This is a genomic window from Actinomadura sp. HBU206391, assembly GCF_014323665.1.
In the GTDB taxonomy this organism is placed as follows: domain Bacteria; phylum Actinomycetota; class Actinomycetes; order Streptosporangiales; family Streptosporangiaceae; genus Actinomadura_C.
Genome location: NZ_JABVEB010000030.1, coordinates 1 through 23874, shown reverse-complemented (window position 1 = coordinate 23874; position 23874 = coordinate 1). Strand labels below are relative to the sequence as shown.

The following is a 23874-nucleotide window of genomic DNA, read 5'->3' as shown; positions in this document are numbered from 1 at the left end:
TAGTGACGAAAAAGGTCACCCCCCGAGGAGGGTCAATGATCCCGCGTCGGCTGAGCGCTCCCGACCCAGGCTGGACCGTCGACGCCGATGTCGTGGTGATCGGCTCGGGCATCGCCGGGCTCATCGTCGCGTTGCGGGCTCGTGCGCACGGCAGAGTGCTGCTCGTCACCAAGGCGCTGCTCGACGAGGGCTCGACCCGCTGGGCGCAGGGCGGTATCGCCGCAGCGCTCGCCCCCGACGACAGCCCGGGAGAGCATCTGCGCGACACGCTCACCGCCGGGGTGGGCCTGTGCGATCCCGAGGCCGTGCGCACGCTGGTGACCGAGGGGCCCGAGGCCGTACGGCGGCTCATCGAACTCGGAACCGACTTCGACCGTACGGGCGACGGCGCCATCGCACTGACCCGGGAGGGCGGGCACCACCGGCGGCGCATCGCGCACGCCGGCGGCGACGCCACCGGGGCGGAGATCAGCCGGGCCCTGCTCGCCGCCTGCAAAGCGGCCGGCGGCATCGACGTGATCGAGCACGCGCTCGTGCTGGACCTCATGGTGTCGGAGGGGCGCGCCGCCGGGGTCACGCTGCACGTGATGGGCGAGGGCCAGTGCGACGGCGTCGGCGCCGTACGGGCGCGGGCGGTCGTGCTCGCCACCGGCGGTCTCGGGCAGGTCTTCTCGGCCACCACGAACCCCGAGGTGTCCACCGGGGACGGGGTCGCCCTGGCGCTCAGGGCGGGCGCCGACGCCGCCGATCTGGAGTTCGTCCAGTTCCATCCGACCGTGCTGTGGCTCGGTGACCACGCCCGGGGCCAGCAGCCGTTGATCTCCGAGGCGGTGCGGGGCGAGGGCGCCCATCTCGTCGACGCCGCCGGGGAGCGCTTCATGGTGGGGCGGCACGAGCTCGCCGAGCTCGCCCCGAGGGACGTCGTCGCCAAGGGGATCATGAACCGCATGCGTGAGACCGGCGCGTCGCACGTGTTCCTCGACGGCCGCCATCTCGGCGAGCGGGTGTGGGAGCGCAGGTTCCCCACGATCCTGGCCAGCTGCCGTCACCACGGCGTCGACCCGGTCACCGAGCCGATCCCGGTGGTGCCCGCCGCGCACTACGCCAGCGGAGGGGTGCGCACGGACCTGTGGGGCCGTACGTCGGTGCCCGGGCTGTACGCCTGCGGTGAGGTGGCCTGTACGGGGGTGCACGGCGCGAACCGGCTGGCGTCCAACTCGCTGCTCGAAGGACTGGTCTTCGCCGAGCGGATCGGCACGGCCCTCGGCTGCGAACCCGCGGATCCGGCGTCGGCGTCTCGCGCCACCGAGGGATCACCGCGGGCGGAGGGCGGCACCGCCGCCCGGCGGGTCCCGGTGGCGGGACCGACCGCGAGATCACCGCTGGCGGATGGGGGCCTGCTGGAGCCGGGCGTCCGCGCGGAGGTACAGCGCGTCATGACCGATCACTCCGGCGTGCTGCGCAGCGCCGAGGGACTGCGGACGGCGGAGCGCGAGCTGACGGCCCTGGCGGGGCGCCGCTGCGACGAGCCGGGGGTGGCGGCGTGGGAGGCCACGAACCTGCACACCGTCGCGACCGCGATCGTACGGGCCGCCCTCAGGCGCGAGGAGACCCGCGGCAGCCACTGGCGCGAGGACTTTCCCGGCCTCGACGACGCCGCCTGGCAGGGCAACCTCGTGACCCGCCTCGACGGTGCCGGTCTGACCACCGCGTACGAACCCCGGGCGGTCCATGGATCGCCCGGGGGGACGGCCGCTGACCGGCCGCGGGCAGGAGAACGGGCCCGGGCACGGGCCGGGAGGACGGCCGCCGGCGACGAGCGCGGCGGCGATCGGCTGGAGGAGACGAGATGACACCCGAGCTCGCCGGGCGCCTGCGGGACGCCGGCCTGGATCCGCAGGCGGTGCGCGACCTGATCTCCATCGCGCTGGCCGAGGACGGTGCGGTCGACGTCACCAGTGAGCCGATCTTCACCTCGGAGGAGATCTCCACTGGCGACTTCACGGCGCGCGAGCACGGTGTCGTCGCCGGGCTGCCGGTCGCCGAAGCGGTCTTCGCGGTCCTCGCGGAGCGGGCCGGCACCGGCGAGGTCGGCTCCGGCCACGGCGAGGTCGGTTCCGGCAGCGGCGAGGTCGGTTCCGGCAGCGGCGCTGGGGAGGCCGGCTCCGGCCGCGGCGCGGCGCCGTTCCGCATCGAGGCCCGGGTCGCCGACGGCGACCGGGTCGCGCCCGGCGACGTGCTGCTCACCGTCACCGGGCCCACCCGAGCGCTGCTGCGCGCGGAACGTACGGTGCTGAACCTGCTCACCCACCTGTCCGGGATCGCCTCGGCCACCCGGCGCTGGGTGGACGCGGTCGAGGGCACGAAGGCCCGGATCCGCGATACGCGCAAGACCCTGCCCGGGCTCCGGTCGCTGCAGAAGTACGCCGTCAGGTGCGGCGGGGGCGTCAATCACCGGATGGGCCTGCAGGACGCCGCCCTGGTCAAGGACAACCACGTCGCCGCGGCCGGCTCGGTGACGAAGGCCTACGAGGCCATCCGGGCCCGCTTCCCCGATCTGCTGGTCCAGGTCGAGTGCGACACGCTCGAACAGGTCGAAGAGGCCCTGGGGGCCGGCGCTACAGCGATCTTGCTCGACAATATGACCGACGAGCAGATGACGGAGGCGGTGGGCATGGCCGGCAACCGCGCGGAGCTCGAGGCCAGCGGCGGGCTCACCGTCGACAGGGCCCGAGACGTGGCCGTGACCGGCGTGGACTACCTTGCCGTGGGCGCGTTGACGCATTCGGCGTCCGCTCTCGACATCGGCCTCGACTTCGTCCCTCGGAGCGGGAGCTGACGGGGGAGCGGGCGGTCGGCGGCGCGCACGGGCACGCGACCGGTCGCCGCGCGGGGATTCGGTCGGCCGCCCGGACGAGACCACGGAGCAACGCAGGGCGCAGGACGCGACCATGAACACGGCGGGGATCTGATGCTGCTCACGATCGACGTTGGCAATACCCACACCGTCCTCGGGCTGTTCGAGGGCGAGGAGGTGATCGAACACTGGAGGATCAACACCGACGAGCGGCGTACCGCCGATGAGATCGCGGTGGTCCTCCAAGGGCTCGTGCAGCAGAGCCCGCTCCTCGCCGGCACCGACATCAGCGGTATCGCGCTGTGCTCGACCGTGCCGTCCGTACTCCACGAGATGCGGGAGATGTGCCGCCGCTACTACGGCGACGTGCCCGCGGTCATCGTGGAGCCGGGGGTGAAGACCGGGGTCCCGGTCCGCATGGACAACCCCAAGGAGGTCGGGTCCGACCGCATCGTCAACGCACTCGCCTCGATCCACCTGTACGGCGGCCCGGTGATCGTCGTGGACTTCGGCACGGCGACGACGTTCGACGCCGTCTCGGCCAAGGGGGAGTACGTCGGCGGGGCGATCGCGCCAGGCATCGAGATCTCGGTCGACGCGCTGTCGGCCCGAGGCGCCCAGCTGCACAAGGTCGAGCTGATCCGGCCGCGCAGCGTGATCGCCAAGAACACGGTCGAGGCGCTGCAGTCGGGGATCATCTACGGCTTCGCCGGGCAGGTCGACGGAGTGGTGGAGCGGATGTCGGAGGAGCTCTCAGACAACCCCGACGACGTGACCGTCGTCGCCACCGGAGGCCTCGCCCCACTGGTCCTGCGCGAGGCCCGCAGCATCGACGTCTTCGAGCCCTGGCTCACCCTCATCGGCCTGCGCCTCGTCTACGAGCGGAACGTGACCGGGTCCTGACCCGCCGTGTCGTGGGCGAGTCGTGGAGAAAGCGATTCGCCCGCCGTGCGACGGGCTCGATAGCCTCTTGCCGTGAGCGAAGAGACCTACGACGACCTGCCGGACCAGATGCGGGTCCGCAGGGACAAGCTGGCCCGCCTCAGGGAAAGAGGCGTCGACCCCTACCCTGTCGGCTTCCCGCGTACGACGACGATCGCGGAGGTCCGCGACAAGCACGCAGGCCTGGAGCCGGACGTCGCGACCGGTGAGAAGGTCGGCGTCGCCGGGCGCGTGATCCTCGCGCGCAACACCGGGAAACTGTGCTTCGCCACCATCCGCGACGGCAGCGGCGACATCCAGATCATGCTGTCGCTGGCGAGCGTCGGCACCGAGGTGCTCGAGGCGTGGAAGCGGGACGTCGACCTCGGCGACCACGTGGGCGTCGAGGGCGAGGTCATCACCTCACGGCGCGGCGAACTGTCGATCATGGCGGACGGCTTCGCGATCACCTCCAAGTGCCTGCGGCCGCTGCCGGAGAAGCACGCCGGGCTGACCGACCCCGAGGCCCGGGTCCGGTTTCGCTACGTCGACCTCATCGTCAACGACGAGGCGCGCCGGCTGGCCCGGGTGCGCAGCGACACGGTGCGGGCGGTACGCGACTTCTGGCACGACGAGGGCTATCTCGAGGTCGAGACGCCGATGCTCCAGCCGATCCACGGCGGCGCGACGGCCCGGCCGTTCAAGACCCACATCAACGCCTACGACATGGATCTGTACCTGCGGATCGCGATCGAGCTGTATCTCAAGCGGCTCGTCGTGGGCGGCATCGACAAGGTCTTCGAGATCAGCCGTACCTTTCGCAACGAGGGCGCGGACTCGACGCACAACCCCGAGTTCACGATGGTCGAGGCCTACGGCACCTACCTCGACTACAACGACATGGCCGACCTCACCCAGCGGATGTACCAGAAGGCGGTCGTCGCGGCGCTGGGCACGACGGTGGTCGAGCACGACGCCCCGGTGGGGCCCGGCCGCGGGGGCGAGACCGAGCGGCACGAGATCGATCTGGGTCTGAAGGCATGGCCGCGGATCACCCTGTACGGATCGGTCTCCGAGGCGCTGGGCGAGGAGGTCGACCCCGGCACGCCGCTGGAGAAGGTCCGCCGGTACGCCGACGCCCGGTCGATCAAGTGGGACCCCAAGTGGGGTCAGGGCCGCCTCGTACAGGAGATCTTCGAGGAGCTCGTCGAGCACACGCTCGTGCAGCCGACGTTCGTCATGGACTATCCGCTGGAGACCTCTCCGCTCACGCGCCAGCACCGCGACGATCCGCGGCTCACGGAGAAGTGGGACCTCATCGGTTTCGGCACCGAGCTGGGCACGGCCTATTCCGAGCTGATCGATCCCATTGAGCAGCGGCGCCGGCTCACCGAGCAGTCCCTTCTCGCGGCCGGCGGTGACCTCGAAGCGATGCAGCTCGACGAGGACTTCCTGCGGGCGCTGGAATACGCGATGCCCCCGACCGGCGGAATGGGGGCCGGTGTCGACCGGATGATTATGGCCTTCACCGGTAAGAACATCCGCGAGACGATCCTCTTCCCGCTCGTCAAGCCCGAGTAGCGCGCTGTTTGCGGTAATACGGACTGGCATCAGTAATACGGACGCCGAGGACATTCAACCGGAATTACGGATAATTAGCTCGGGCGTCAGAACGACGTGGCGATGCCGGTGGTCGACGCCCTCGCGCGCCTCCGCCAGCGCCAGCCTGGCCCCGGCCCGACCGAGTTCATGCCGGGGCTGCCGCACCGTCGTCAGCGGCACCGCCGCCGTCGCGGCGAGTTCGATGTCGTCGTAGCCGATCACGGCGATCTCCTCGGGGACCTTGACGCCGTATCGCAGCAGCTCGTTGATCACCCCGATCGCGAGCAGGTCGTTGGCGCAGAACACGGCGGAGGGCGCGGGCGCCATGTCGAGCAGCCGGCGCGCGGCCTGCTGGCCCGCGGTGGCGGTCATCGTGGCCTCCACCACCGAGACCAGTTCCCTTCCCCCGGCCCGGGCCAGCGCCCGTACGGCGCCGTCCCGCCGTTCCCTGGCCGGATCGGAGTCGGGTCCGCCGGTGACGAAGGCGATGCGGTCGTGGCCGAGCCTGAGCAGATGGTCGACGGCGATCTCGCCGCCCGCGACATGATCGACCCGGGCCGAGCAGACGTCGGCGGGGTGCTGATGGCGATCCAGGACGACGACGGCCATGCCCTGGGCGTGCAGCCGGGCGAGCCGGTCGTCACCGAGGCCGATCGGCGTGATGAGCACCCCGGCCACCCGCTGCTCGACGAGGAGTTCCAGGGCGCGGTGCTCCTTGTCCGCGGAGCCGTTGCTCGTGCACCAGATCACGTCGACGCCCTCAGCGTTCAACGCCGACTCCGCGCCCTGGGCGACGTCGGTGTAGTACGGGTTGGCGACGTCCTCGATCAGGACGCCGAACGCGCGGCTCCGCGCCGGCGGCCCCTGCCGGAGCCTGCGGGCCGACTCATTCCGTACGAAACCGAGCTCATCGATCGCTGAAAGGACTCGAACACGGGTCTCTTCGGCCACGAGATCTGGCCGGTTTAGGACATTCGAAACTGTCCCAACTGAAACTCCGGCACGCTTCGCGACCTCGCGGATGCTGGCTTGCGGCAACGCACTCCTCGCCGAATCTCGATGAGTTTTCGCAGGTTAGCCGGGTGCCGGGGACAAACCCGGCGGTGCTATGTAACTGTACAGAGTCTTATGCCCGCACATTGTTATCTTTGAGCGCTTGACGGTCCGGATCTGGCCGCCTAGCGTTCCGGTCCGAAGCGTAGCTTGAAACGATTCACGGTCTCGGTCTGGGCGGCGGACGTGAGGGGACGGGTGGAAAAGGCTGCAACTACGACCCACCCCGGAGATCACGTCCTCGCCACCGGCGTGACCGGGGCGTCTCCTCGTGCACCCGAGGTCGCGCCTCTGCTCGCCGGGCCAACGCCTGAGCCGTTAACCAGAGTTCCCCCACGACGCCTCGCGACCGGTCGAACGGCCGACTCCGGCCACCTACGCAACCCAATGACCGGCCTGGGGCCAGCCGACTCTGGGCTCGCCGAAAAACTGCGCATCGATCAAGGCCTACCCGTGCCTATGCAGCGACGTGCTGCATCCCCGCGGTCAACACAGCGGACGAGGGAGGACGGAGTGGAACAGGCCACACTCACACGCCGTGGCACAGATGACACACATCTGAACGAGGAGGAGCTCAGATTGCTCGCGCAGATCGCCAGTGGGGTCACGGCGGATGTGGCGGCACGCAAGCTCGAGTTGAGCGCGAGGACTCTGCGGCGACGGCTGCGGACGATCTGTGACCGTCTCGAGGTCAACACCCCTATCGAGGCCGTTGTGTGGGCGGCGCGAAGACAACTGATCTAGCGGTGGGACCGCTGCGGTGGTCCTGCTGAACGACCTGCACCTGCTGAACGGTCTGATTTCGGGGCTGAACGGCTTGCATTGCGGGCATTCGCTTCCGGGGGAAGCGGAGCCCGACCGGCGTGCGGTGGGGCCGGTCTCTGGGGAGACCGGCCCCACCGGGGCTTCGCCGACGTTCTGCGTGCGCGCTTCGGCGCGCCTGCGCGTGCGTTCGTCCGCCGATGAGCGGCTCAGGCCACCCGGACGCCGCCGGCGAAGGGCCGGCCGCCCATGGGGCTGATCTTCACCACATCACCGGTCTGGGGTGCGTGGAGCATGTTGCCGCCGCCCACGTACATGCCCACGTGGTGCAGGTCGGCGTAGAAGAACACCAGGTCGCCCGGCTGGAGCTCGTCCCGCCCGATGCGGGTGCCGGCGGTCCACTGGCTGCCGGTGTAGTGCGGCAGGTTGATGCCCACCTGCTGGTAGGCCCACATGATCAGGCCTGAGCAGTCGAACGTGCTCGGCCCGGCGGCGCCCCAGACGTACGGCCTGCCGATCTTGCTCATGGCGAGCCGCAGTGCCTGGGCGGCCTTGCCGTTGCCGGTGACCGGGAGGCTGGCGAGCTGCCCGGGCGCCCGGTCGATCAGCTTGCCGCGGACCTTGTCGTAGAGCGCCTCGACCTTCTTCTTCTTTTTCTCGATCTCGGACTTGAGGCTCTGCGCCTGGTTGGCACGGTCCTGAGCGGCCTTACGAGCCCGCTGGGTGGCCTGCATGGCCTGGGCGAGGGTCTGGACCTCAGTGCCGTCCTGGGCGGCGAAGAAGTGCAGTGTGGCGGCCTGGTCGAGCATCGCCTGCGGGTCCTGCGCGGTGGCGAAGGCGACGGTGTCGTCCACGCCGCCCTTCATGTAGCTGTCGGCCGCGAGGCGTCCCACCTTCTGCTGTACGGCCTGCAGCGCCACTTCCTGGCGACGCGCGTTCTCCGCGGCGACCTGGGCGGCGCGTTGCGCCTGCTGGAAACGGACCTTGAGCCCGTTGAACTGCTCGGAGAGCTGTTCGAGCTGGTTGGCCAGCTTGGTGGCCTGGGCCTTGAGCTCCTTGACCGTCGGCTCGGGCTCGGCATGTCCGACGCCGCTGGGGAGGACGAGGGTGAACGCAAAAAAAGCGCCGGCGATCGCGACCATCCGGTTCCGGAACGGCCCAGGCCGGGTACGGCCAAGGGCAGCAGCTTCCGACCGGGATGCGCGCTGACCGACGTGCACGCGTTTGGGGCGCGCTGGCTCCACTAAAACTCCTCTCCTCAGCCGCCTACCGGGTTAGCTGACGGGTTCGGGCCGGAGCAGCCCTACCAGTGGCACGCGTGTGGGCATGCATGGATTCACCCCAGGGGAGGTGGGTCCCCGGCTCCCGGAGCGCTGGATGCGCTCCGTGGACTCGGCGGGTCTGCAGCCACTCGTGTGGCTGCTGATGACAGCGCTGGAGATTAACGGAGTCTGGAGCGAATGCCAACCGGAACATGCGAAATCGCAGGTGGTAGCGGAGTGGTGACTGAACTCTCTGGCCTTTGTCGCTCATCTGTGATGTGAGGTTCATCACCTATGTGAAACTGAACCGCGTTGCCTGCACCTGTTTGTACCAGGGTCACTTCGATCGATCGCCGCACGTAATTAGTTGCCGACGGGCGGTAAAAGAGCGTTGACGAGCGACGACGGGCGGTGACCGGCGACGTCGCCCGGGTGCGGCCCGTCGGACGGCCGCCGTCCCGCGGCATCGCCCGCGCCGTGGGTGCGGGACGGTTCGTGTCCGGCCGATCGCTCCGGGGCACTAACCTCACCTGCTTGTGGAAGTCACGATCCGGCGGGCGCGCACCTCTGACGTCCCGGCCATCGGCCGGCTCGTCGATCTTTATGCCGGTTCGGGACGGCGGATGCTGAGAAAGAGCGTCGTGACGCTCTTCGAGGACGTCCAGGAGTTCTGGGTCGCCGACGACGCGGAGCGCGGTGTGGTCGGCTGCGGCGCCCTCCACGTCATGTGGAAAGACCTTGCCGAGGTCCGTTCGGTGGCGGTGGATCCGGATTGTGGCGGTCGGGGGATCGGGCACCGTATCGTGAACCGTCTCCTCGAGACCGCTCGTGAACTAGGCGTGCGCCGGGTGTTCTGCCTGACGTTCCAGGTGGGGTTCTTCGTGCGACACGGTTTCCAGCCGATCCACGGGACCCCGGTTTCCCCTGAGGTCTACGAGGAGCTTCTCCGTTCTTATGACGAAGGTGTGGCGGAGTTTCTCGACCTTGACCGGGTGAAGCCTAATACGTTGGGGAATACCCGGATGTTGCTCCGCTTGGAGGATGAAGATGAGTGAACCCCCTTATGGCGGGCGCCCGCACTCGCCCCAGCGGTCGGGACGGCCGCCTTACGGAGCCTCGATGTACGGTCAGCCTCCCTCGCACGGTGAGCCCCAGCGGCAGCATCACTACGGGCACGAAGCGTCGTACGACTCGTACGGTTCATATCCCGCTGAGCCCTCCCCCGCGGGGGATCTACCGCTGGCGCCCATTCACCGCCGCGCCGGCGCGCGGGTCATGGACAACGCACTCGTCGCTGTTTTCGGATTCGCGCTCATTCTCCCGATTGCGATCGGCGCCCTGGGCCTGGACAGTGCGGGCAGCAAGGCCAAGGACGAGGGCGGTGTCTGGACCTGGCCGATCATCTTCGTCCTGTTCACGGTCCTGTCTGTTCTGCCCTTCCTGTATGAGGCGGTCCAGCTCGCCGTGTGGGGACAGACCCTCGGCAAACGGTGGTTCGGTCTGCGTGTCGTAAAGGTGGACCCGGCGGGTGATCCGCTGGACGTCTTCACCGCCGTCTGGCGGCCGGCGATCAACCACGTCGGCTACCAATTGGGATTTTTCTTCTTCCTCATCCTGACGGTGAAGGTCTTCGACTTCGCGGCCTACGGGCTGCTGCTGGTGTCGCTCGGAACCCTGGTGGCGTATCTGTGGGCGATCTGGGACCGGCCGCTGCACCAATCGGTGCACGACCGTTTCGCCGGGACCGTTGTGATCGACGATCGAGTCGAGTGGGAGTAGCCGGACCGGCCGCCGGAAGCCCTGTCCCAGGGGTCGGCGAGATGGCCGACCCGGGGCAGCGCCTCCTCGCCCGGATCGTCGACACGCTCGTCGTCGGCCTGCCGGTGGTACTGATCGCGCGGGCCACGTTGCCGCAGGTCACCGCTGAGATCGTGGCCTCGGTAGGACTGGCCGGGCTCTTACTCGTCTACGAATCCGTGCAGCTCGCACGGTGGGGCCGGACGCTCGGCAAACGGCTGGCCGGCGTGGCCGTGGTCCCCGCCGGCCCCGAGGGGCCCGAGGAGGGCCGGCTGGGCGTCGGGCGCGCCGTCCTCAGATCGGCCGTCTACGCGCTGCCCATCGCCGCGCGCCCGGTGCCGGTCCTCGGCGTGATGGCCGGGCTCTTCTGGGTCGGCAACGCGGCCCTGCTGTTCGAGCGGCCCCGGCGACAGGCGCTGCACGACCGGGTCGCCCGTACGTTCGTCGTACGGGTGAGGACTGGCCGCTAAGCCTTGCCGCGTAGGGCTTAATAGGGATCGAGCGGACATGTTGGGCACCGGTTAAGGGGACGTTGGAACCGGTATTTTCTGCGCCTGCGGTGCCCGAGAATCACTGCGTCGGTGGCCCGCGCCCGTCCGGTGACGCTCCTGCGCAGGCGGTGGAAATCGCTTGCTTCGGAGTGATCTCACAGGGCATCGCGGCGCTTGTGCGGAGGCACAGGACAATTGCCTACGAGGCACCCACCGCGTACCACCTCTTCTGCACCTTGGTCTTCTGGCGGCGTTCTGACGGCTACGGGCGAGTTCAGCGGCAACACGTATCACCCGTCCCATGGTGAGAACGGGTCTCCTGGAGAGTAAGACGGGATTCGTTGGTCTGATTACGTTGCGTTACCGCGCACTCGGATGGAAACTCCGTACGGGACCCTGAATTGTCATCCGCAAGCACAACGGTATATCTTTGAGATGCGAATGCAGTTTGCTCCGGCGGAAAGGTCTGTCCCCATGGCACAGAAGGTTCAGGTGCTTCTCGTCGACGACCTCGACGGTGGCGAGGCGGACGAGACCGTGTCGTTCTCGCTCGATGGCGCCACCTATGAGATCGATCTCAGTGGTTCCAACGCAAAGAGGCTGCGGGATTCACTGCAGCCGTTCGTGGACCATGCGCGGAAGGCTGGCGCCGCCCGGCGTCGCCGTACCCGCGGTGCGTCCAGTCGTGAGCGCAGCGCGGATATACGCGCATGGGCGAAGTCGCGTGGCATCAAGGTCAACGAGCGTGGTCGTATCCCGGCATCCGTCGTGGAACAGTACGAGGCCGCTCACTGAGAGCTTGACAGCCGCGAACGGCCCGCCACCTCGTTCAGGTAGGCGGGCCGTTCGGTCGTGGTGAGGAGTGTCAGGGATGGCCGGTCTCTCGCCGGCGCCGCGTGGGGCGTCCCCCGGGCGCGTCCCCAAGCCGGAACCGACGTTCGCTTGGGGCGTAGCGGGAACATGACGCACCGATGCGGTAGTTGGATGAGGATGAACAGAGCTTAGCTGGGGAACGTCTCTCGGTGAGAGTGCACCGGGCGGACCTCCTCGGGGCGGGCTAGCATGCGGAAGGACAAGGCCGGACATCCCGGACCCGGTCCGACCGCTCTGTGAGGAGCGACGACATGTTCGAAAGGTTCACCGACCGCGCGCGGCGGGTTGTCGTCCTGGCTCAGGAAGAAGCCAGGATGCTCAACCACAACTACATTGGCACCGAGCACATCCTCCTGGGCCTGATCCATGAGGGTGAGGGTGTTGCTGCCAAGGCCCTGGAGAGCCTGGGGATCAGTCTTGAGGCCGTGCGTCAGCAGGTCGAAGAGATCATTGGTCAGGGGCAGCAGGCGCCGTCGGGGCACATCCCCTTCACGCCACGCGCCAAGAAGGTTCTTGAGCTGTCGTTGCGCGAGGCGTTGCAGCTTGGTCATAACTACATCGGCACTGAGCACATCCTCTTGGGTCTGATCCGAGAGGGTGAGGGCGTTGCCGCCCAAGTGCTGGTGAAGCTCGGCGCGGACCTCAACCGGGTGCGCCAGCAGGTGATCCAGTTGCTGCACGGGTACCAGGGCAAGGAGCCCGCTGCCTCTGGCGGCCCGTCCGAGTCCGCTCCCTCGACCTCCTTGGTTCTCGACCAGTTCGGCCGCAACCTCACTCAGGCGGCCCGTGAGGGCAAGCTCGACCCGGTCATCGGCCGGGACAAGGAGATCGAGCGGGTCATGCAGGTCCTCAGCCGCCGCACCAAGAACAACCCGGTGCTGGTCGGCGAGCCCGGCGTGGGCAAGACCGCCGTCGTTGAAGGCCTTGCCCAGAAGATCGTCAAGGGCGAGGTGCCCGAGACGCTCAAGGACAAGCAGCTCTACACCCTCGACCTGGGCGCTCTGGTGGCCGGTTCGCGCTACCGGGGTGACTTCGAGGAGCGGCTGAAAAAGGTCCTCAAGGAGATCCGCACCCGCGGCGACATCATCCTGTTCATCGACGAGCTCCACACCCTGGTGGGTGCGGGCGCCGCCGAGGGCGCGATCGACGCCGCCAGCATCCTCAAGCCGATGCTGGCCCGTGGCGAGCTGCAGACGATCGGTGCGACGACGCTCGACGAGTACCGCAAGCACCTGGAGAAGGACGCCGCCCTCGAGCGGCGCTTCCAGCCGATCCAGGTTGCCGAGCCGTCGCTGTCGCACACGATCGAGATCCTCAAGGGTCTGCGGGACCGCTACGAGGCCCACCACCGCGTCTCGATCACCGATGGCGCGCTGGTCGCGGCCGCGCAGCTCGCCGACCGCTACATCAGCGACCGGTTCCTGCCGGACAAGGCGATCGACCTCATCGACGAGGCCGGTTCGCGGATGCGCATCCGCCGGATGACCGCGCCGCCGGACCTGCGTGAGTACGACGAGAAGATCGCCGACGTTCGCCGGGAGAAGGAATCGGCGATCGACGCCCAGGACTTCGAGAAGGCGGCCGCGCTCCGGGACAAGGAGAAGCAGCTGCTGGGTCAGAAGGCGCAGCGGGAGAAGGAGTGGAAGGCCGGCGACATGGACATCGTCGCCGAGGTGGGTGAGGAGCTGATCGCCGAGGTTCTGGCGACGGCCACCGGCATCCCCGTCTTCAAGCTCACCGAGGAGGAGTCCGCCCGGCTGCTGCGGATGGAGGAGGAGCTGCACAAGCGCGTCATCGGCCAGAACGATGCGATCAAGGCGCTGTCGCAGTCGATCCGCCGTACCCGCGCCGGCCTGAAGGACCCCAAGCGTCCGGGTGGCTCGTTCATCTTCGCCGGTCCGTCCGGTGTCGGTAAGACCGAGCTGTCCAAGACGCTGGCCGAGTTCCTGTTCGGTGACGAGGACGCCCTCATCCAGCTCGACATGTCCGAGTTCATGGAGAAGCACACCGTCTCGCGGCTGTTCGGCTCCCCGCCCGGCTACGTCGGGTACGAAGAGGGCGGCCAGCTCACCGAGAAGGTGCGGCGCAAGCCGTTCTCGGTCGTGCTGTTCGACGAGATCGAGAAGGCCCACCCGGACATCTTCAACTCGCTGCTGCAGATCCTCGAGGACGGTCGGCTGACCGACGCTCAGGGCCGGGTCGTGGACTTCAAGAACACCGTCATCATCATGACGACGAACCTGGGCACCCGGGACATCTCCAAGGGCCAGTCCATGGGGTTCGCGCGGCAGAACGATGAGCAGGGCGACTACGACCGGATGAAGTCCAAGGTCGAAGAGGAGCTCAAGCAGCACTTCCGGCCCGAGTTCCTCAACCGCGTCGACGACACGGTCGTGTTCCACCAGCTGACGCCGAAGGAGATCATCCAGATCGTGGATCTGATGATCGCCAAGGTCGACGAGCGGCTCAAGGACCGCGACATGGGTCTCGAGCTGCAGCAGGACGCCAAGGACCTGCTCGCCGAGCGGGGTTACGACCCGGTGCTCGGCGCCCGGCCGCTGCGTCGCACGATCCAGCGGGAGATCGAGGACAACCTGTCCGAGAAGATCCTCTACAGCGAGCTCAAGGCCGGCCAGATCGTGATCGTCGGTGTCGAGGGCACCGGTGAGACGGCCAAGTTCACCTTCCGGGGTGAGCCCAAGCCGACCGGCGTCCCGGACGCGCTGCCCACCGTGGGCGCGTCGGTCGACGACACGATCAACTTCAACAAGGACTGAGCCCGCAGCACGACGAGCTCAAGAGCACGACGGCGAGGCCCCGCACGAGAGTGCGGGGCCTCGTTGCTCTTGCCGCCCTACGGCGGCGCTAATCGAACTACGCTGGGTGTGCGCGAACAGGCGAGGGAGGACACGCTGTGTCGCTATCGTTGACGGAACGTCACGGTCCGTGGACCGTTGACGACCTCCGCAGGCTCCCGGAAGACGAGTTCCACCGGTATGAGATCGACGATGGGGTTCTGATCGTGAGCCCCCGCCCTTCATCCGCGCATCAGGTCGCCTCGCGTCGGATCGCCAACCTGCTGGAGGAGGCGATCGAGAAGGTCGGCCTCGATCTCGGCGTTGTCCAGGAGGTGGACACCGCCACCGGCCGCCGGGCCGACTGGCTCAAGGTTCCCGATGTCGTCGTGGTGACCGGAGACGCGTTCGACGCCCAGCCACAGGAGTACGACGCGGCCGACGTCGTCCTGGCCGTGGAGATCAGCGGCAGCAGGCAGAGTTGCAACCGGGACTTCGGGGAGAAGCTCGAGGCGTACGCCGAAGTAGGGATCGAGGACTACTGGGTTCTCGAACTCCTCCCCGCTCCGAAACTGACCGCGTTCCGGCTTGAGGACGGCGCGTACGCCCAGATCGGCGTCTCGCACAGCACGATCCACCTCACGCGACCGTTCCCCGTCGACATCGACCCGTCCGGGCTGCTCGGCCGACGCCGCACCTGAGCGCGGGGCGGGTGAACCGGCCGCCGATTCGCCGGTTCAGAACATGCCATTTGGCGTCTCGGCCGGATCCGGTACGGGCTGCAGAACGTCCCAGTGCTCCGTGATGAGCCCGTCCCGCATCCGCCAGATGTCGACCACCGCGGTGCCGAGCGTCTCGCCAGGCTTGATCATGTTGTAGTGCATCACGACGTGATCGTCGTCGGCGATGACCCGCTTCAGCTCCAGCCGGGCGCCGGTCACCGGGCCGTTCTTCATGAACTCGGTGAAGGCGTCGCGGCCGGAAGGGTTTCCTGGGCTGTGCTCGATGAAGTCCTCGTGCAGCGCCGTCCGCAGGATGTCCACGTTGCCCTTCGCGAACTCCGCGAAGGCGTGCAGCGCGAGCCGCCTGTTCCGCTCGGCCCGCCCGGCCTCGGGCCGCTCCTGGCTCATATCGTTCGTCGTATCGCTTGTCATGGCGGCAACGTTCGCAGGCACGGGTCATGGCGTCGATTACCTGGGATGTAATGGCGGCGCCGCGCGGCGGGCGGCTAGCGTCTCGGGGGAGTTGATCGTCTCGGTGCGGTGATCGTCGCGGGATGATCGTCTGTGGCGGGAGGGCGGATGACCGAGAACATGTCGCCTCCCGTCGGCGAGCTGTTCCGTGACTGGCGTCGCCGGCGGCGGCTGAGCCAGCTCGATCTCGCAAACGAGGCGGGGGTCTCGTCGCGGCACGTGAGCTTCGTGGAGACCGGCCGGACCGTCCCCAGCCGCCGTATGGTGCTGCACCTGGCCGAGCACCTGGGAGTGCCCTTGAGGGAGCGCAACCGGCTGCTGGTGGCCGCCGGCTACGCCCCCGTCTACCAGGAGCGCCCCTTCGACGGCCCCGACATGGCGGCGGCCCGGCAGGCCGTGGAACGGATCGTACGGGGCCACGAGCCCTATCCGGCGCTCGCGGTGGACCGCCACTGGAATCTCGTGCTCGCCAACTCGGCGGCCGAGGTCTTCCTGCACGGTGTCGATCCCGGGCTGCTGGAGCCTCCGGTCAACATGATGCGGCTCGGTCTGCATCCGCGCGGCTTCGCGTCCCGCGTGATCAACCTGCCCGAGGTGCGCGCCTTCCTGCTCACCCGGCTGGCCCGACAGGTGCAGATGACGGGAGACGCCCGGATGGCCGCGCTGCTCGACGAACTCCTGTCGTACGGCCCCGGGGCGGCGTCGCCCGAGCAGGTACTGCCAGAAGAGCAGGTGCCGCCCGGCGAGCACGAGGTGGCCCTGCCGATCCGGATCCGTGACGGCGGCCGGGAGCTGAGCTTCTTCAGCGCGATCACCACGTTCGGCACCGCGCTGGACATCACCCTCGCCGAGATCGCGATCGAGGCGTACTTCCCCGCCGATTCCGCCACCGCGGACCTCCTCCGGTCGAGAGAGGATTCGCGGGACCAGAAGTCGGCGACGAAGCCGCCGGTGCCGTAGTGCAGGCACCGTGGAGCCCCCCTGAACATGTTCACCGACCTGCCGCAGCGCGTCGCCGGGCGACGTCATCACCGAGGAGAGCACGGAGCCGCGGTGGAGAAGGCGATGCGGTAGTGGCCGCTCTCCGCACCCACCTCCGCCGTGATCATGCACTTAAGTCGCGCTGGCCCGCCCGCCCGGGGGTGCTGCGGCAGCGACTAACTGCATGATCACGGGGGACACCACGCAACCGCGGGTGGTAGGTCCGCGGTCTTCCTCTGCCGTCCTTCGTCGCTCTCTGCGCCTTCCTAAGCCGTGATCATGCAGTTGAGTCGCGCTCGCCAACCCGTCCGGGGGTGGTGTGGTGGTGAATAAGTGCATGATCACGGGGGACGCCGCGCAAGCGCGGGAGGATTGCCGCGACCGCTACCGCGACCGTGACCGTGACCGTGCGAGCGTCCTTGTGTTGCCAACAACGCATCATAAGATGTGTCATTGGCATCATGAGTCGGTGGTGACATCCACACGGCACGAGCCGGGGAGTGATCTGCTTGCGACAGCACGCGCCGGCGGTCTTTCCGCTCTTCCGGTCCAGGCTCACCGCGGCGGTCCTGGTCCGGGTCTATGTCGGCGGCGGGGAACAGTCGGTCGTCGACCTGGCGGCCGCCGTGGGGGTGAACCGCGGGAACATGGCCCGCGAGGTCAGCAGGCTGGAGCGGGCCGCCGTGCTCGCCAGCCGCAGGGTCGGGCGCACCAAGCTAGTCCGGGCCAACGAGAACGCGCCCTTCTACGCCCCCTTGCGGGATCTGGTGACCATCACGCTGGGCCCGGCGGCCGTGCTGGCCGAAGAGCTGGCCTCCGTCGAAGGGATCGGTCAGGCCGACGTCTTCGGCTCGTGGGCGGCGCGCGCACTCGGCGAGCCAGGGCCGTCGCCGGTGGACATCGACCTTCTCGTCGTCGGCCGGCCCGACCGCGACGATCTGCACGACGCGGTGCAGCGAGCCAGAGAGCGCCTCGGCCGAGAGATCAACATTGTCGTAGTCTCCCCTGAGCGATGGCGTGGCGACGATGATGCGTTCCTGGTGGAACTGCGGAATCGGCCGCGGGTTCCGGTGATCGAAGCAGCAGAGTAGGGGACAGGGCGAGGGCGTAGTGGTGGGGAGCTGGGAGAGAGGCCGCGAGGAGATCCTCGGCATGCTCGACCGGCGCGAGCTCACGCAGGTCGTGGCGGACGCGGAACTGGCGGAACGCCTGCTCGCCACCGCACGGCAGCACCTCCGCAGCGTGAAGCTCCTGGCCGCCGACGACCCCTATCTCGCCTATGCCGCGCTCCATGACGCTGTGCGCAAGGCGCTCGCGGCACTGCTGCAGACACAGGGGCTGCGGGCGACGACCACGGGCGGGCATCTCGCCGTACAGCGTGCGGTGAAGGCTCAGTTCGGCGCCACGATGGGGGCCATACTCCGGCCCGTGGACCGGATCCGGACGGCTCGGCACGACGCCGAGTACCCGACCGAAGGCACCTGGTTCGACGAGGACACGGTCATGGACGACCTGCCTAAGGCGCAGGCGGTGGTCGAGGCGGCGGCCAAGTCGCTGCCGATCCTGTCGCCCTTTGTCATCTGATCGGGGGTCATCTGAGTCGGGGTCATCTGAGTCGTGGTCATCCGATCGAGGGCCATCTGATCGGGGTGATCTGATCGGGCGGCCTCTGATCGCCGGTCGCCGACATGACTGATTCCTACAAGCCCTGGCCGGGACCGGTCCACCATCATTGGCGGCATGGAGAGTTATCTGGCCGTCGCGTCGGCCTTCATGGCCACCAACGCACGACTCCTCGACCGTCGCCGGTTCGACCTCAAGCTGGACCGGTGCCGGCCCGAAGACGTGCTGTCGGCGCTGGCCGCCTACCGCAACGCCGACGGCGGTTACGGATGGGGACTGGAACCTGATCTACGCGCTCGGGGCAGCCAGCCCGGTGCGGCGCTGCACGCGTTCGAGGTGCTGGAGGAGGTCGGGCCGGCCGGCGCCGACGACGCGAGGCGGCTGTTCGATTGGCTCGGCTCGATCACCCTGGCCGACGGCGGCCTGCCGTTCGCCCTTCCGATCCCCGAGGACGAGGTCGTCGGCACCGCCCCCTGGTGGCTCGGGGCCGATCCGCTGGAATCGTCGCTGCACGCGACGGCCATGCTGGCCGCCACCGCCCACAGCATGGCCCGGCACGACGAGGAACTCCGCCGTCACCTGTGGCTGGTGGGTGCGAGCGACTACTGCCTGCGAAAGATCGTCGAACTGGACGCACCGCGCCATGCCATCGAGTTCGTCTTCGTACTGCGGTTCCTCGACGCGGTGCACGAGCTGCTGCCCGGCGCCGCCGCCGAACTCGCGCGGCTCGGCCGGTTCCTGCCCGCCGCCGGGGTGCTGCCGGTCGAAGGCGGCGCGGAGGGCGAGGCGACCCGCCCGCTGGACTTCTCGCCGCACCCCGTCGGGCCGCTGCGTGACCTGTTCGCGCCCGAGGTGATCGCCGCCGAGCTCGCCCGGCTCGCGTCCGAGCAGCAGAGCGACGGCGGCTGGATCGTGGACTGGATCTCCCAGTCCCCGGCAGGGGCCCTCGACTGGCGGGGGTGGGCCACCGTACGCGCGGTAGCGATCCTCCGCGCCAACCACGGCACCCGTTGAGTTGCGGCGTGTCGTTGGTGGACGGGCGCGCCGACCAACGACGCGCCGCAAGTCAACGAAGGGGCGGCGCCGGTCGGCCGCGTCTGCGGGCGACCGGTCGCATGCGATCGGGCTCGGTGGGATACCGCGGGCGGGAGTTCTCCGTGAGCGACGTCGGCAGGGCGCTCAGGACGCGAACACCACATCCTCGGCGGTCGCGGGGCGTCCCACACTGGGTTCGCGTTCCGCGACGTCCATCGCGGTTCGGACGAAGAGCGCGATCGCCGGTGCGCTCGCGCCTTCCGGCCACGCGATCGCGATGGTGTACGGGCTGGCGTCGATGACCGGCCGGTAGGCGATGTCGGGGCGCGGGTTGTCCGTGGCCAGGAACCGGGGGATCAGGGCGACCGCTTGCCCGAGGCTGACCACTTCGAGCAACTGGGCGCTGTCGAGGACGACGGGGCCGGCCGGGACGTCGTCCGGTCCGGCGACCGTGCCGAGCACGACGCGGGCGTCCCGGCCAGTGGCGTGCAGGCGTTCGGCCAGGCTCGCCTCCGGCCACTGCGGCATGGGCAGGCCGGTGAGGTCACGGCAGTGCAGCTCGGGGCGTAGAGCTAGTTCATGGTCTCTCGGCAGTGCGGCCACCCTCGGTTCGAGGGTCAGTGGTTCGGCATCGAGCCCGCGCCGGTCGAAGGGCACGCTCAGCAGTGCCACGTCGGCGCGCCCGTCGCGCACCATCTCGGCCTGCTGCCGGTAGGCGCTGACGATGATCTCGACCTGGGCCGCGCCGGGCAGCGCGGTGTAGGCGTCCACGATCCGCCGCAGCATCCCGGCCGCCATTCCCGGCTTGGCCGTCGCGACGAGGGTCTGCCTGGGAAGTGCGGCCCGGCGAGTCCGGCGGGACAGGCCGGCCATGACATCGAGTGCGTGCCGCGCCTCTCCGAGCAAGGTCGCTCCGGTGGAGGTGAGGGCGACTCGGCGGGTGTCACGCTCGAAGAGGTCGGCCCCGAGCCGCCGCTCCATCTGGCGGATCGCCCTGGACAGTGGTGGCTGCGCCATCCCCAGGCGTTCGGCGGCGCGCGAGAAGTTGAGCTCCTCTGCCACGGCGACGAAATAGCGCAGTTCGCGCACTTCGAAATCGTCCATACCTTGACGGTATAAGAGGCCACCCATTCTGTCTTTCCCCGCTCATGGGTCCGGCTGCTCGGATGGAGCCGACACCGAAACGACGAGCAGAGGTGAGGCATGGTGAACGCACACGCCGGCGAGATCGCCCTCGTGACCGGAGCCAACAAGGGAATCGGACGGGAGATCGTCCGCCGGCTCGCCGCAGAGGGCATGGTCGTCTATCTGGGGGCGAGGGATGAGAACCGCGGGCGGGACGCCGCGCGGGAGCTGTCCCGAGACGGTGGCGACGTCCGGTACCTGCGGCTGGACGTCACCGATCAGGCGCAGATCGAGGTCGCCGTTGAGCGCGTCGCCGACGAGTTCGGCCGGCTGGACGCTCTCGTCAACAACGCGGGGATCGCGGTCGAGTGGGGGGACGCGGTGCCGGACGTGACCGCGGCGCAGGTCCGCCGGACGTACGAGGTCAACGTGTTCGGCGTGGTGGCGATGACGCACGCCTTCGTCCCGTTGCTCCGGAGGTCGCCCGCCGCGCGGGTGGTCAACATGTCCAGCCCCCTCGGCTCGCTGCGGCTACTGAGCGATTTCTCGTCCATGATCGCCGATCACGCCCTGCTCGCGTACAGCTCGTCCAAGAGCGCGCTGAATGCGCTGACCTTGGTCTATGCGAAAGCGCTGGCCGATGACGGGATCCTGGTCAACGCGGTGAATCCGGGCTATGTCGCCACCGATCTGAACGACCACAGGGGTGCGCTGACCGTCGAGCAGGGCGCCGACGTTCCGGTCAGGCTGGCGCTGCTGGGGTCTGACGGCCCGACCGGTTCCTTCGCCGGTGCCGAGTACGTCCACGACGGCCATGTCGCCGAGGCGATCGTGCCGTGGTGACCTGACGCGCGGCGAGCAAACCGCCGAGCCCGCCACGGCACGTTGAGTTGCGGCGTGTCGTTGGTGGACGGGGTGCGCCGACCAACGACACGCCGCAAGTCAACGAAGGGTCAGCGGCGGACGGCCGCGTCCGCGGGCACGGCGTTCGGCGGTGGGCGATGTCGGACCCGGCTGAGATGCTCCCTCGCGAGAGAGCCATGACAGCGGAAGGGCAGGCGGCCCATGCCGATCCACATCGCCGGTCGACGCCGGTCGAGAGTCTCGATCGAGGCGGCTCATCCGGGGGCGGTGATCCTTGATGTCACCTCGCGCGCCGAGCCCCCGTGGGTGCGTCTCAGCCCCTTCTATCCGCACGGTGACATCCCGGTGCCGTTCTCGCCCGGCGTGACCGGGCAGTCGGTCGAAGGCATCTGGCAGGCGCTCAAGGTCTTCGCGACGGCCGACGTCGACGAGGCCAAGCTGAAGATCACGTCGATGAAGGGGTTGAAGCGCACCGTGCGTAAGTACGGCGGCGTGCTCGGCCACCGCGCCGGCCTGCGCGGGGAGACGCTCTTGTCGTACGAGGAGGCGCGGCGGCGGATCTATCTGCCGACGTACCGGTGGATGCTGGAGAACCGGACCGCCGACCTCGTCGCCGACCTGAAGGAGCTGAGCCACAGCGGCGACGTCGTGCTGCTCGACTACACGACCAACGGGGACGTCGCCGACCCCTCCAGTCCGCTCTCCCATGCGGCCCTCGTCGGCCTCTATGTGGAGGACCGATGGCCGGCGGATCGAGGCGGAACCTGAACCCTGGGCGCGGCGCCGCTCACCCGGCCGGGCATGCTGAGCGGCATGGACCAGCCCGTTCGACTGCGCCAGGCCCGGCCGGCCGACTATGACCGCATCGCCCCGGTCGTGGACGACTGGTGGGGACGGCCGATCAACGCCGCCCTGCCGCGGTTGTTCCTCGATCACTTCTTCCGGACCAGCCTCGTCGCCGAACAGGGAGACGAACTGGCCGGGTTCCTGGTCGGCATCCTGTCGCCGTCGTCGGACACGGGCGCCTACATCCACTTCGTGGGCATCGCCCCCCGGTTCCGGGGCGGCGGGTTGGCGCGCAGGCTCTACACCCGGTTCTTCGAGCTGGCCAGGGCCGATGGACGATCCGTCGTCCGGGCGATCACCTCGCCGAGCAACCACGGTTCGGTAGCGTTCCACGAGGCCATGGGGTTCACCGTCACCGGACCGATCGCCGGCTACGACGGCCCGTCGGCTGACCGGATGCTGTTCCACCGTCGTCTCGACGGGGACGCCTCCGATTCCCGGTGACGGTGGTCGGGCCTGGTGGCCGACGGACGGCCTGTGTCAGTGCTCCACGGACTCTGAGCCGGAACCGGGTTCCGGTCGTTTCCGCGAGGGTGGTGATGAGTCCATGCTCGCCGCCAGCTCGCGCAGCCGTTCGCGGCCGGCCCGCCAGCCGACCAGGTCGTAGTAACCGTCGTAGTGGGCCCTGATGACGGGCACTCCGGGGGCATGCGCGCGCATCGCCGCCCGTAGCCGGGACGGCCGACGCCACCAGCCCCGGGCCTCGGTGTGAAAGCTGACCGCGGCCTCCAGATCGAACCGGCGGAGCTCGTTCAGTTCGGCGCGCTGGCGGCCGGATAGGTCAGACCGGTCCAGGGTCAGGGCGAGGTCACTGAGGTAACGCTCCGGGGAGTCGGGGGCGCTGGGGTGCAGGCGTACTCCCACGCATCTGACCGTGCCCCGGATGAACTCACCGCGCCGAGCGAACAGGACGAGCGCACTCACCTCATCCCATGAGAACCACCTCGGCGACTCGCGGGCCTGCGCGCCGAAGTAGATCCCGTCGGCATCGACTGCCAGTGCGACCCAGTCGCTGGTCAGTCCGCGGATCAGCCGAGTGGCGCCGATCCCGATGGTGACCGGGGCGACGACGAGCGTGAACAGGCCCAGCGCGACCGCACGGTGGCCGTGGAACAGGCCGGCCTGGGCGAGAGTCCAGCAGCCGGCGACCAGACCGAACCCGGCGGCGATCTGCAGAACGGCGGCGGTGCGCTGGAAGCGAGCGACGTACGCCGATCGCTGCGACGTCTTAACGGCTGCCTCCGCGCGGTCGCCTTTGGCGAGTCCTCATGATCCCGCTGAATCGCGGATCCGTCCAGGGGGAGCCACCGGCCGACGATGAGCGAAGCGGGCCAGCGAGGGCCATGGTCGCAAAATACATCGGATGAGTTTTTCTCTGGCCCTCAGTGGACGTATCGTCCTCGGAGCAGACGATGACGAGGAGGTTGCGGATTCGGTCGACGGTCCCTCGTGAGGCTGGTCGGTGCGACAGGGATTTCGAACGTCGGACGGCGCCCGGCGCTCTTGCGTGGAACGACATATCATCCGATGTCTGGCCTGCGCGGTGAGCTACGACGCCAACTGGTACTCCACCACCAACCGTGGATACGGCGACTACAACGACGACACCCACCACACGACGACCAACGGCGCGGTCGCCCAGTACACGTTCACCGGCAGGCGCAGCAGGTGGTCTACCGCAGGACCGGGCTGGCCGCCGGCACCCACACCACCAGGATCGTGAGCAGGACGACGTCGGTCGCGATCGTCGACGCGCTCAAGATCCTGAACTGAACGGCTTCGCAAGGCGGCCCC

23 protein-coding genes and 1 riboswitch are annotated in these 23874 nt (G+C 68.8%); of the genes, 18 read left to right on the top strand and 5 right to left on the bottom strand.

All coding sequences use genetic code 11. The features are described 5' to 3' along the window. Positions 1–35 precede the first annotated feature (35 nt). The 4 genes from HKK72_RS13180 (at position 36) to lysX (ending at position 5359) form a co-directional block, all read left to right on the top strand. On the top strand, positions 36–1853 hold the full coding sequence (locus HKK72_RS13180; RefSeq protein ID WP_187234615.1) for an L-aspartate oxidase: 1818 nt from the start codon (positions 36–38) through the stop codon (positions 1851–1853). After that, entirely contained in the window at positions 1850–2839 is a 990-nt protein-coding gene (gene nadC, locus HKK72_RS13175) for a carboxylating nicotinate-nucleotide diphosphorylase (RefSeq protein ID WP_222720651.1), read from the top strand. The genes HKK72_RS13180 and nadC overlap by 4 nt, the downstream gene beginning before the upstream one ends. A gap of 132 nt (positions 2840–2971) precedes the next feature. Continuing rightward, the gene (locus HKK72_RS13170; RefSeq protein ID WP_187234614.1) at positions 2972–3760 is read left to right on the top strand and encodes a type III pantothenate kinase; all 789 of its coding nucleotides are present in this window, start codon (positions 2972–2974) and stop codon (positions 3758–3760) included. A 72-nt stretch (positions 3761–3832) separates the two neighbouring features. After that, positions 3833–5359: a bifunctional lysylphosphatidylglycerol synthetase/lysine--tRNA ligase LysX gene (gene lysX / locus HKK72_RS13165; RefSeq protein ID WP_187234613.1), complete on the top strand. Its 1527-nt coding sequence runs from the start codon at positions 3833–3835 to the stop codon at positions 5357–5359. 54 nt (positions 5360–5413) lie between these two features. On the opposite strand, the gene HKK72_RS13160 is transcribed toward lysX, so the two are convergent. Next, a complete protein-coding gene (locus HKK72_RS13160) occupies positions 5414–6418 on the bottom strand; it encodes a LacI family DNA-binding transcriptional regulator (protein WP_187234612.1) in 1005 nt (334 codons plus the stop codon). Positions 6419–6892: 474 nt separating this feature from the next. Between HKK72_RS13160 and HKK72_RS13155 the strand changes: the two genes are divergently transcribed. Beyond that, positions 6893–7177 (top strand): LuxR family transcriptional regulator, encoded by a 285-nt coding sequence (locus HKK72_RS13155; RefSeq protein WP_222720650.1) that lies wholly within the window; start codon positions 6893–6895, stop codon positions 7175–7177. Positions 7178–7404: 227 nt separating this feature from the next. On the opposite strand, the gene HKK72_RS13150 is transcribed toward HKK72_RS13155, so the two are convergent. Then, positions 7405–8337 (bottom strand): C40 family peptidase, encoded by a 933-nt coding sequence (locus tag HKK72_RS13150; protein WP_187234610.1) that lies wholly within the window; start codon positions 8335–8337, stop codon positions 7405–7407. Positions 8338–8442: 105 nt separating this feature from the next. Continuing rightward, a riboswitch (cyclic di-AMP (ydaO/yuaA leader) is annotated at positions 8443–8603 on the bottom strand. 390 nt (positions 8604–8993) lie between these two features. On the opposite strand from HKK72_RS13150, the gene HKK72_RS13145 reads away from it, so the two are divergent. The 6 genes from HKK72_RS13145 to HKK72_RS13120 all read left to right on the top strand — a co-directional run bounded on the left by HKK72_RS13145 (position 8994) and on the right by HKK72_RS13120 (position 15114). Beyond that, complete coding sequence (locus HKK72_RS13145; protein WP_410050299.1) at positions 8994–9512, top strand: amino-acid N-acetyltransferase; 519 nt, start codon at positions 8994–8996, stop codon at positions 9510–9512. 64 nt (positions 9513–9576) lie between these two features. Continuing rightward, positions 9577–10236 carry an RDD family protein gene (locus tag HKK72_RS13140; protein WP_261986776.1) on the top strand — a complete coding sequence of 220 codons (660 nt, stop codon included), beginning with the start codon at positions 9577–9579 and terminating at the stop codon, positions 10234–10236. Next, on the top strand, positions 10227–10724 hold the full coding sequence (locus HKK72_RS13135; protein ID WP_315987217.1) for an RDD family protein: 498 nt from the start codon (positions 10227–10229) through the stop codon (positions 10722–10724). Before HKK72_RS13140 ends, HKK72_RS13135 begins: the two co-directional genes overlap by 10 nt. A gap of 495 nt (positions 10725–11219) precedes the next feature. Then, positions 11220–11540 (top strand): histone-like nucleoid-structuring protein Lsr2, encoded by a 321-nt coding sequence (locus tag HKK72_RS13130; protein WP_187234637.1) that lies wholly within the window; start codon positions 11220–11222, stop codon positions 11538–11540. 329 nt (positions 11541–11869) lie between these two features. After that, positions 11870–14395: an ATP-dependent Clp protease ATP-binding subunit gene (locus HKK72_RS13125; protein WP_187234608.1), complete on the top strand. Its 2526-nt coding sequence runs from the start codon at positions 11870–11872 to the stop codon at positions 14393–14395. 137 nt (positions 14396–14532) lie between these two features. Beyond that, positions 14533–15114: a Uma2 family endonuclease gene (locus HKK72_RS13120; RefSeq protein ID WP_187234607.1), complete on the top strand. Its 582-nt coding sequence runs from the start codon at positions 14533–14535 to the stop codon at positions 15112–15114. Positions 15115–15150: 36 nt separating this feature from the next. Here the strand turns inward: HKK72_RS13120 and HKK72_RS13115 are convergent, their stop codons facing one another. Further along, positions 15151–15543 carry a nuclear transport factor 2 family protein gene (locus HKK72_RS13115; protein ID WP_187234636.1) on the bottom strand — a complete coding sequence of 131 codons (393 nt, stop codon included), beginning with the start codon at positions 15541–15543 and terminating at the stop codon, positions 15151–15153. 171 nt (positions 15544–15714) lie between these two features. Between HKK72_RS13115 and HKK72_RS13110 the strand changes: the two genes are divergently transcribed. From HKK72_RS13110 to HKK72_RS13095, 4 genes are all read left to right on the top strand, one after another. Beyond that, positions 15715–16566 (top strand): helix-turn-helix transcriptional regulator, encoded by an 852-nt coding sequence (locus tag HKK72_RS13110; protein WP_222720648.1) that lies wholly within the window; start codon positions 15715–15717, stop codon positions 16564–16566. A 530-nt stretch (positions 16567–17096) separates the two neighbouring features. Then, positions 17097–17678, top strand: coding sequence for an ArsR family transcriptional regulator (locus HKK72_RS13105; protein WP_187234606.1), 582 nt, complete (start codon positions 17097–17099; stop codon positions 17676–17678). Between the two features lie 22 nt (positions 17679–17700). After that, positions 17701–18171 (top strand): HEPN domain-containing protein, encoded by a 471-nt coding sequence (locus tag HKK72_RS13100; RefSeq protein WP_187234605.1) that lies wholly within the window; start codon positions 17701–17703, stop codon positions 18169–18171. A gap of 156 nt (positions 18172–18327) precedes the next feature. Then, positions 18328–19224 carry a hypothetical protein gene (locus HKK72_RS13095; RefSeq protein WP_187234604.1) on the top strand — a complete coding sequence of 299 codons (897 nt, stop codon included), beginning with the start codon at positions 18328–18330 and terminating at the stop codon, positions 19222–19224. Between the two features lie 165 nt (positions 19225–19389). Here HKK72_RS13095 and HKK72_RS13090 read toward each other — a convergent pair whose 3' ends face one another. Continuing rightward, a complete protein-coding gene (locus tag HKK72_RS13090) occupies positions 19390–20349 on the bottom strand; it encodes a LysR family transcriptional regulator (protein ID WP_187234603.1) in 960 nt (319 codons plus the stop codon). A gap of 99 nt (positions 20350–20448) precedes the next feature. Here HKK72_RS13090 and HKK72_RS13085 point away from each other — a divergent pair, with 99 nt between their 5' ends. The 3 genes from HKK72_RS13085 (at position 20449) to HKK72_RS13075 (ending at position 22524) form a co-directional block, all read left to right on the top strand. Then, positions 20449–21213: an SDR family oxidoreductase gene (locus HKK72_RS13085; protein WP_187234602.1), complete on the top strand. Its 765-nt coding sequence runs from the start codon at positions 20449–20451 to the stop codon at positions 21211–21213. Between the two features lie 222 nt (positions 21214–21435). Further along, on the top strand, positions 21436–22002 hold the full coding sequence (locus HKK72_RS13080; RefSeq protein WP_187234601.1) for a DUF6939 family protein: 567 nt from the start codon (positions 21436–21438) through the stop codon (positions 22000–22002). A gap of 45 nt (positions 22003–22047) precedes the next feature. Further along, positions 22048–22524, top strand: a complete 477-nt coding sequence (locus HKK72_RS13075; protein WP_187234600.1) for a GNAT family N-acetyltransferase — start codon at positions 22048–22050, stop codon at positions 22522–22524. A gap of 36 nt (positions 22525–22560) precedes the next feature. Here the strand turns inward: HKK72_RS13075 and HKK72_RS13070 are convergent, their stop codons facing one another. Beyond that, entirely contained in the window at positions 22561–23004 is a 444-nt protein-coding gene (locus HKK72_RS13070; RefSeq protein ID WP_187234599.1) for a hypothetical protein, read from the bottom strand. Between the last annotated feature and the right edge of the window lie 870 nt (positions 23005–23874).

Excerpts from the sequence above, each read along its gene's own strand:
- HKK72_RS13130 (WP_187234637.1), top strand. The coding sequence starts at position 11,220 with ATGGCACAGAAGGTTCAGGTGCTTCTCGTCGACGACCTCGACGGTGGC.
- nadC (WP_222720651.1), top strand. The coding sequence starts at position 1,850 with ATGACACCCGAGCTCGCCGGGCGCCTGCGGGACGCCGGCCTGGATCCG.
- HKK72_RS13150 (WP_187234610.1), bottom strand. The coding sequence starts at position 8,337 with ATGGTCGCGATCGCCGGCGCTTTTTTTGCGTTCACCCTCGTCCTCCCC.
- HKK72_RS13115 (WP_187234636.1), bottom strand. The coding sequence starts at position 15,543 with ATGAGCCAGGAGCGGCCCGAGGCCGGGCGGGCCGAGCGGAACAGGCGG.
- HKK72_RS13170 (WP_187234614.1), top strand. The coding sequence starts at position 2,972 with ATGCTGCTCACGATCGACGTTGGCAATACCCACACCGTCCTCGGGCTG.
- HKK72_RS13085 (WP_187234602.1), top strand. The coding sequence starts at position 20,449 with ATGGTGAACGCACACGCCGGCGAGATCGCCCTCGTGACCGGAGCCAAC.
- HKK72_RS13140 (WP_261986776.1), top strand. The coding sequence starts at position 9,577 with ATGTACGGTCAGCCTCCCTCGCACGGTGAGCCCCAGCGGCAGCATCAC.
- HKK72_RS13180 (WP_187234615.1), top strand. The coding sequence starts at position 36 with ATGATCCCGCGTCGGCTGAGCGCTCCCGACCCAGGCTGGACCGTCGAC.
- HKK72_RS13155 (WP_222720650.1), top strand. The coding sequence starts at position 6,893 with ATGCAGCGACGTGCTGCATCCCCGCGGTCAACACAGCGGACGAGGGAG.
- HKK72_RS13125 (WP_187234608.1), top strand. The coding sequence starts at position 11,870 with ATGTTCGAAAGGTTCACCGACCGCGCGCGGCGGGTTGTCGTCCTGGCT.
- HKK72_RS13080 (WP_187234601.1), top strand. The coding sequence starts at position 21,436 with ATGCCGATCCACATCGCCGGTCGACGCCGGTCGAGAGTCTCGATCGAG.
- HKK72_RS13075 (WP_187234600.1), top strand. The coding sequence starts at position 22,048 with ATGGACCAGCCCGTTCGACTGCGCCAGGCCCGGCCGGCCGACTATGAC.
- HKK72_RS13110 (WP_222720648.1), top strand. The coding sequence starts at position 15,715 with ATGACCGAGAACATGTCGCCTCCCGTCGGCGAGCTGTTCCGTGACTGG.
- HKK72_RS13090 (WP_187234603.1), bottom strand. The coding sequence starts at position 20,349 with ATGGACGATTTCGAAGTGCGCGAACTGCGCTATTTCGTCGCCGTGGCA.
- HKK72_RS13095 (WP_187234604.1), top strand. The coding sequence starts at position 18,328 with ATGGAGAGTTATCTGGCCGTCGCGTCGGCCTTCATGGCCACCAACGCA.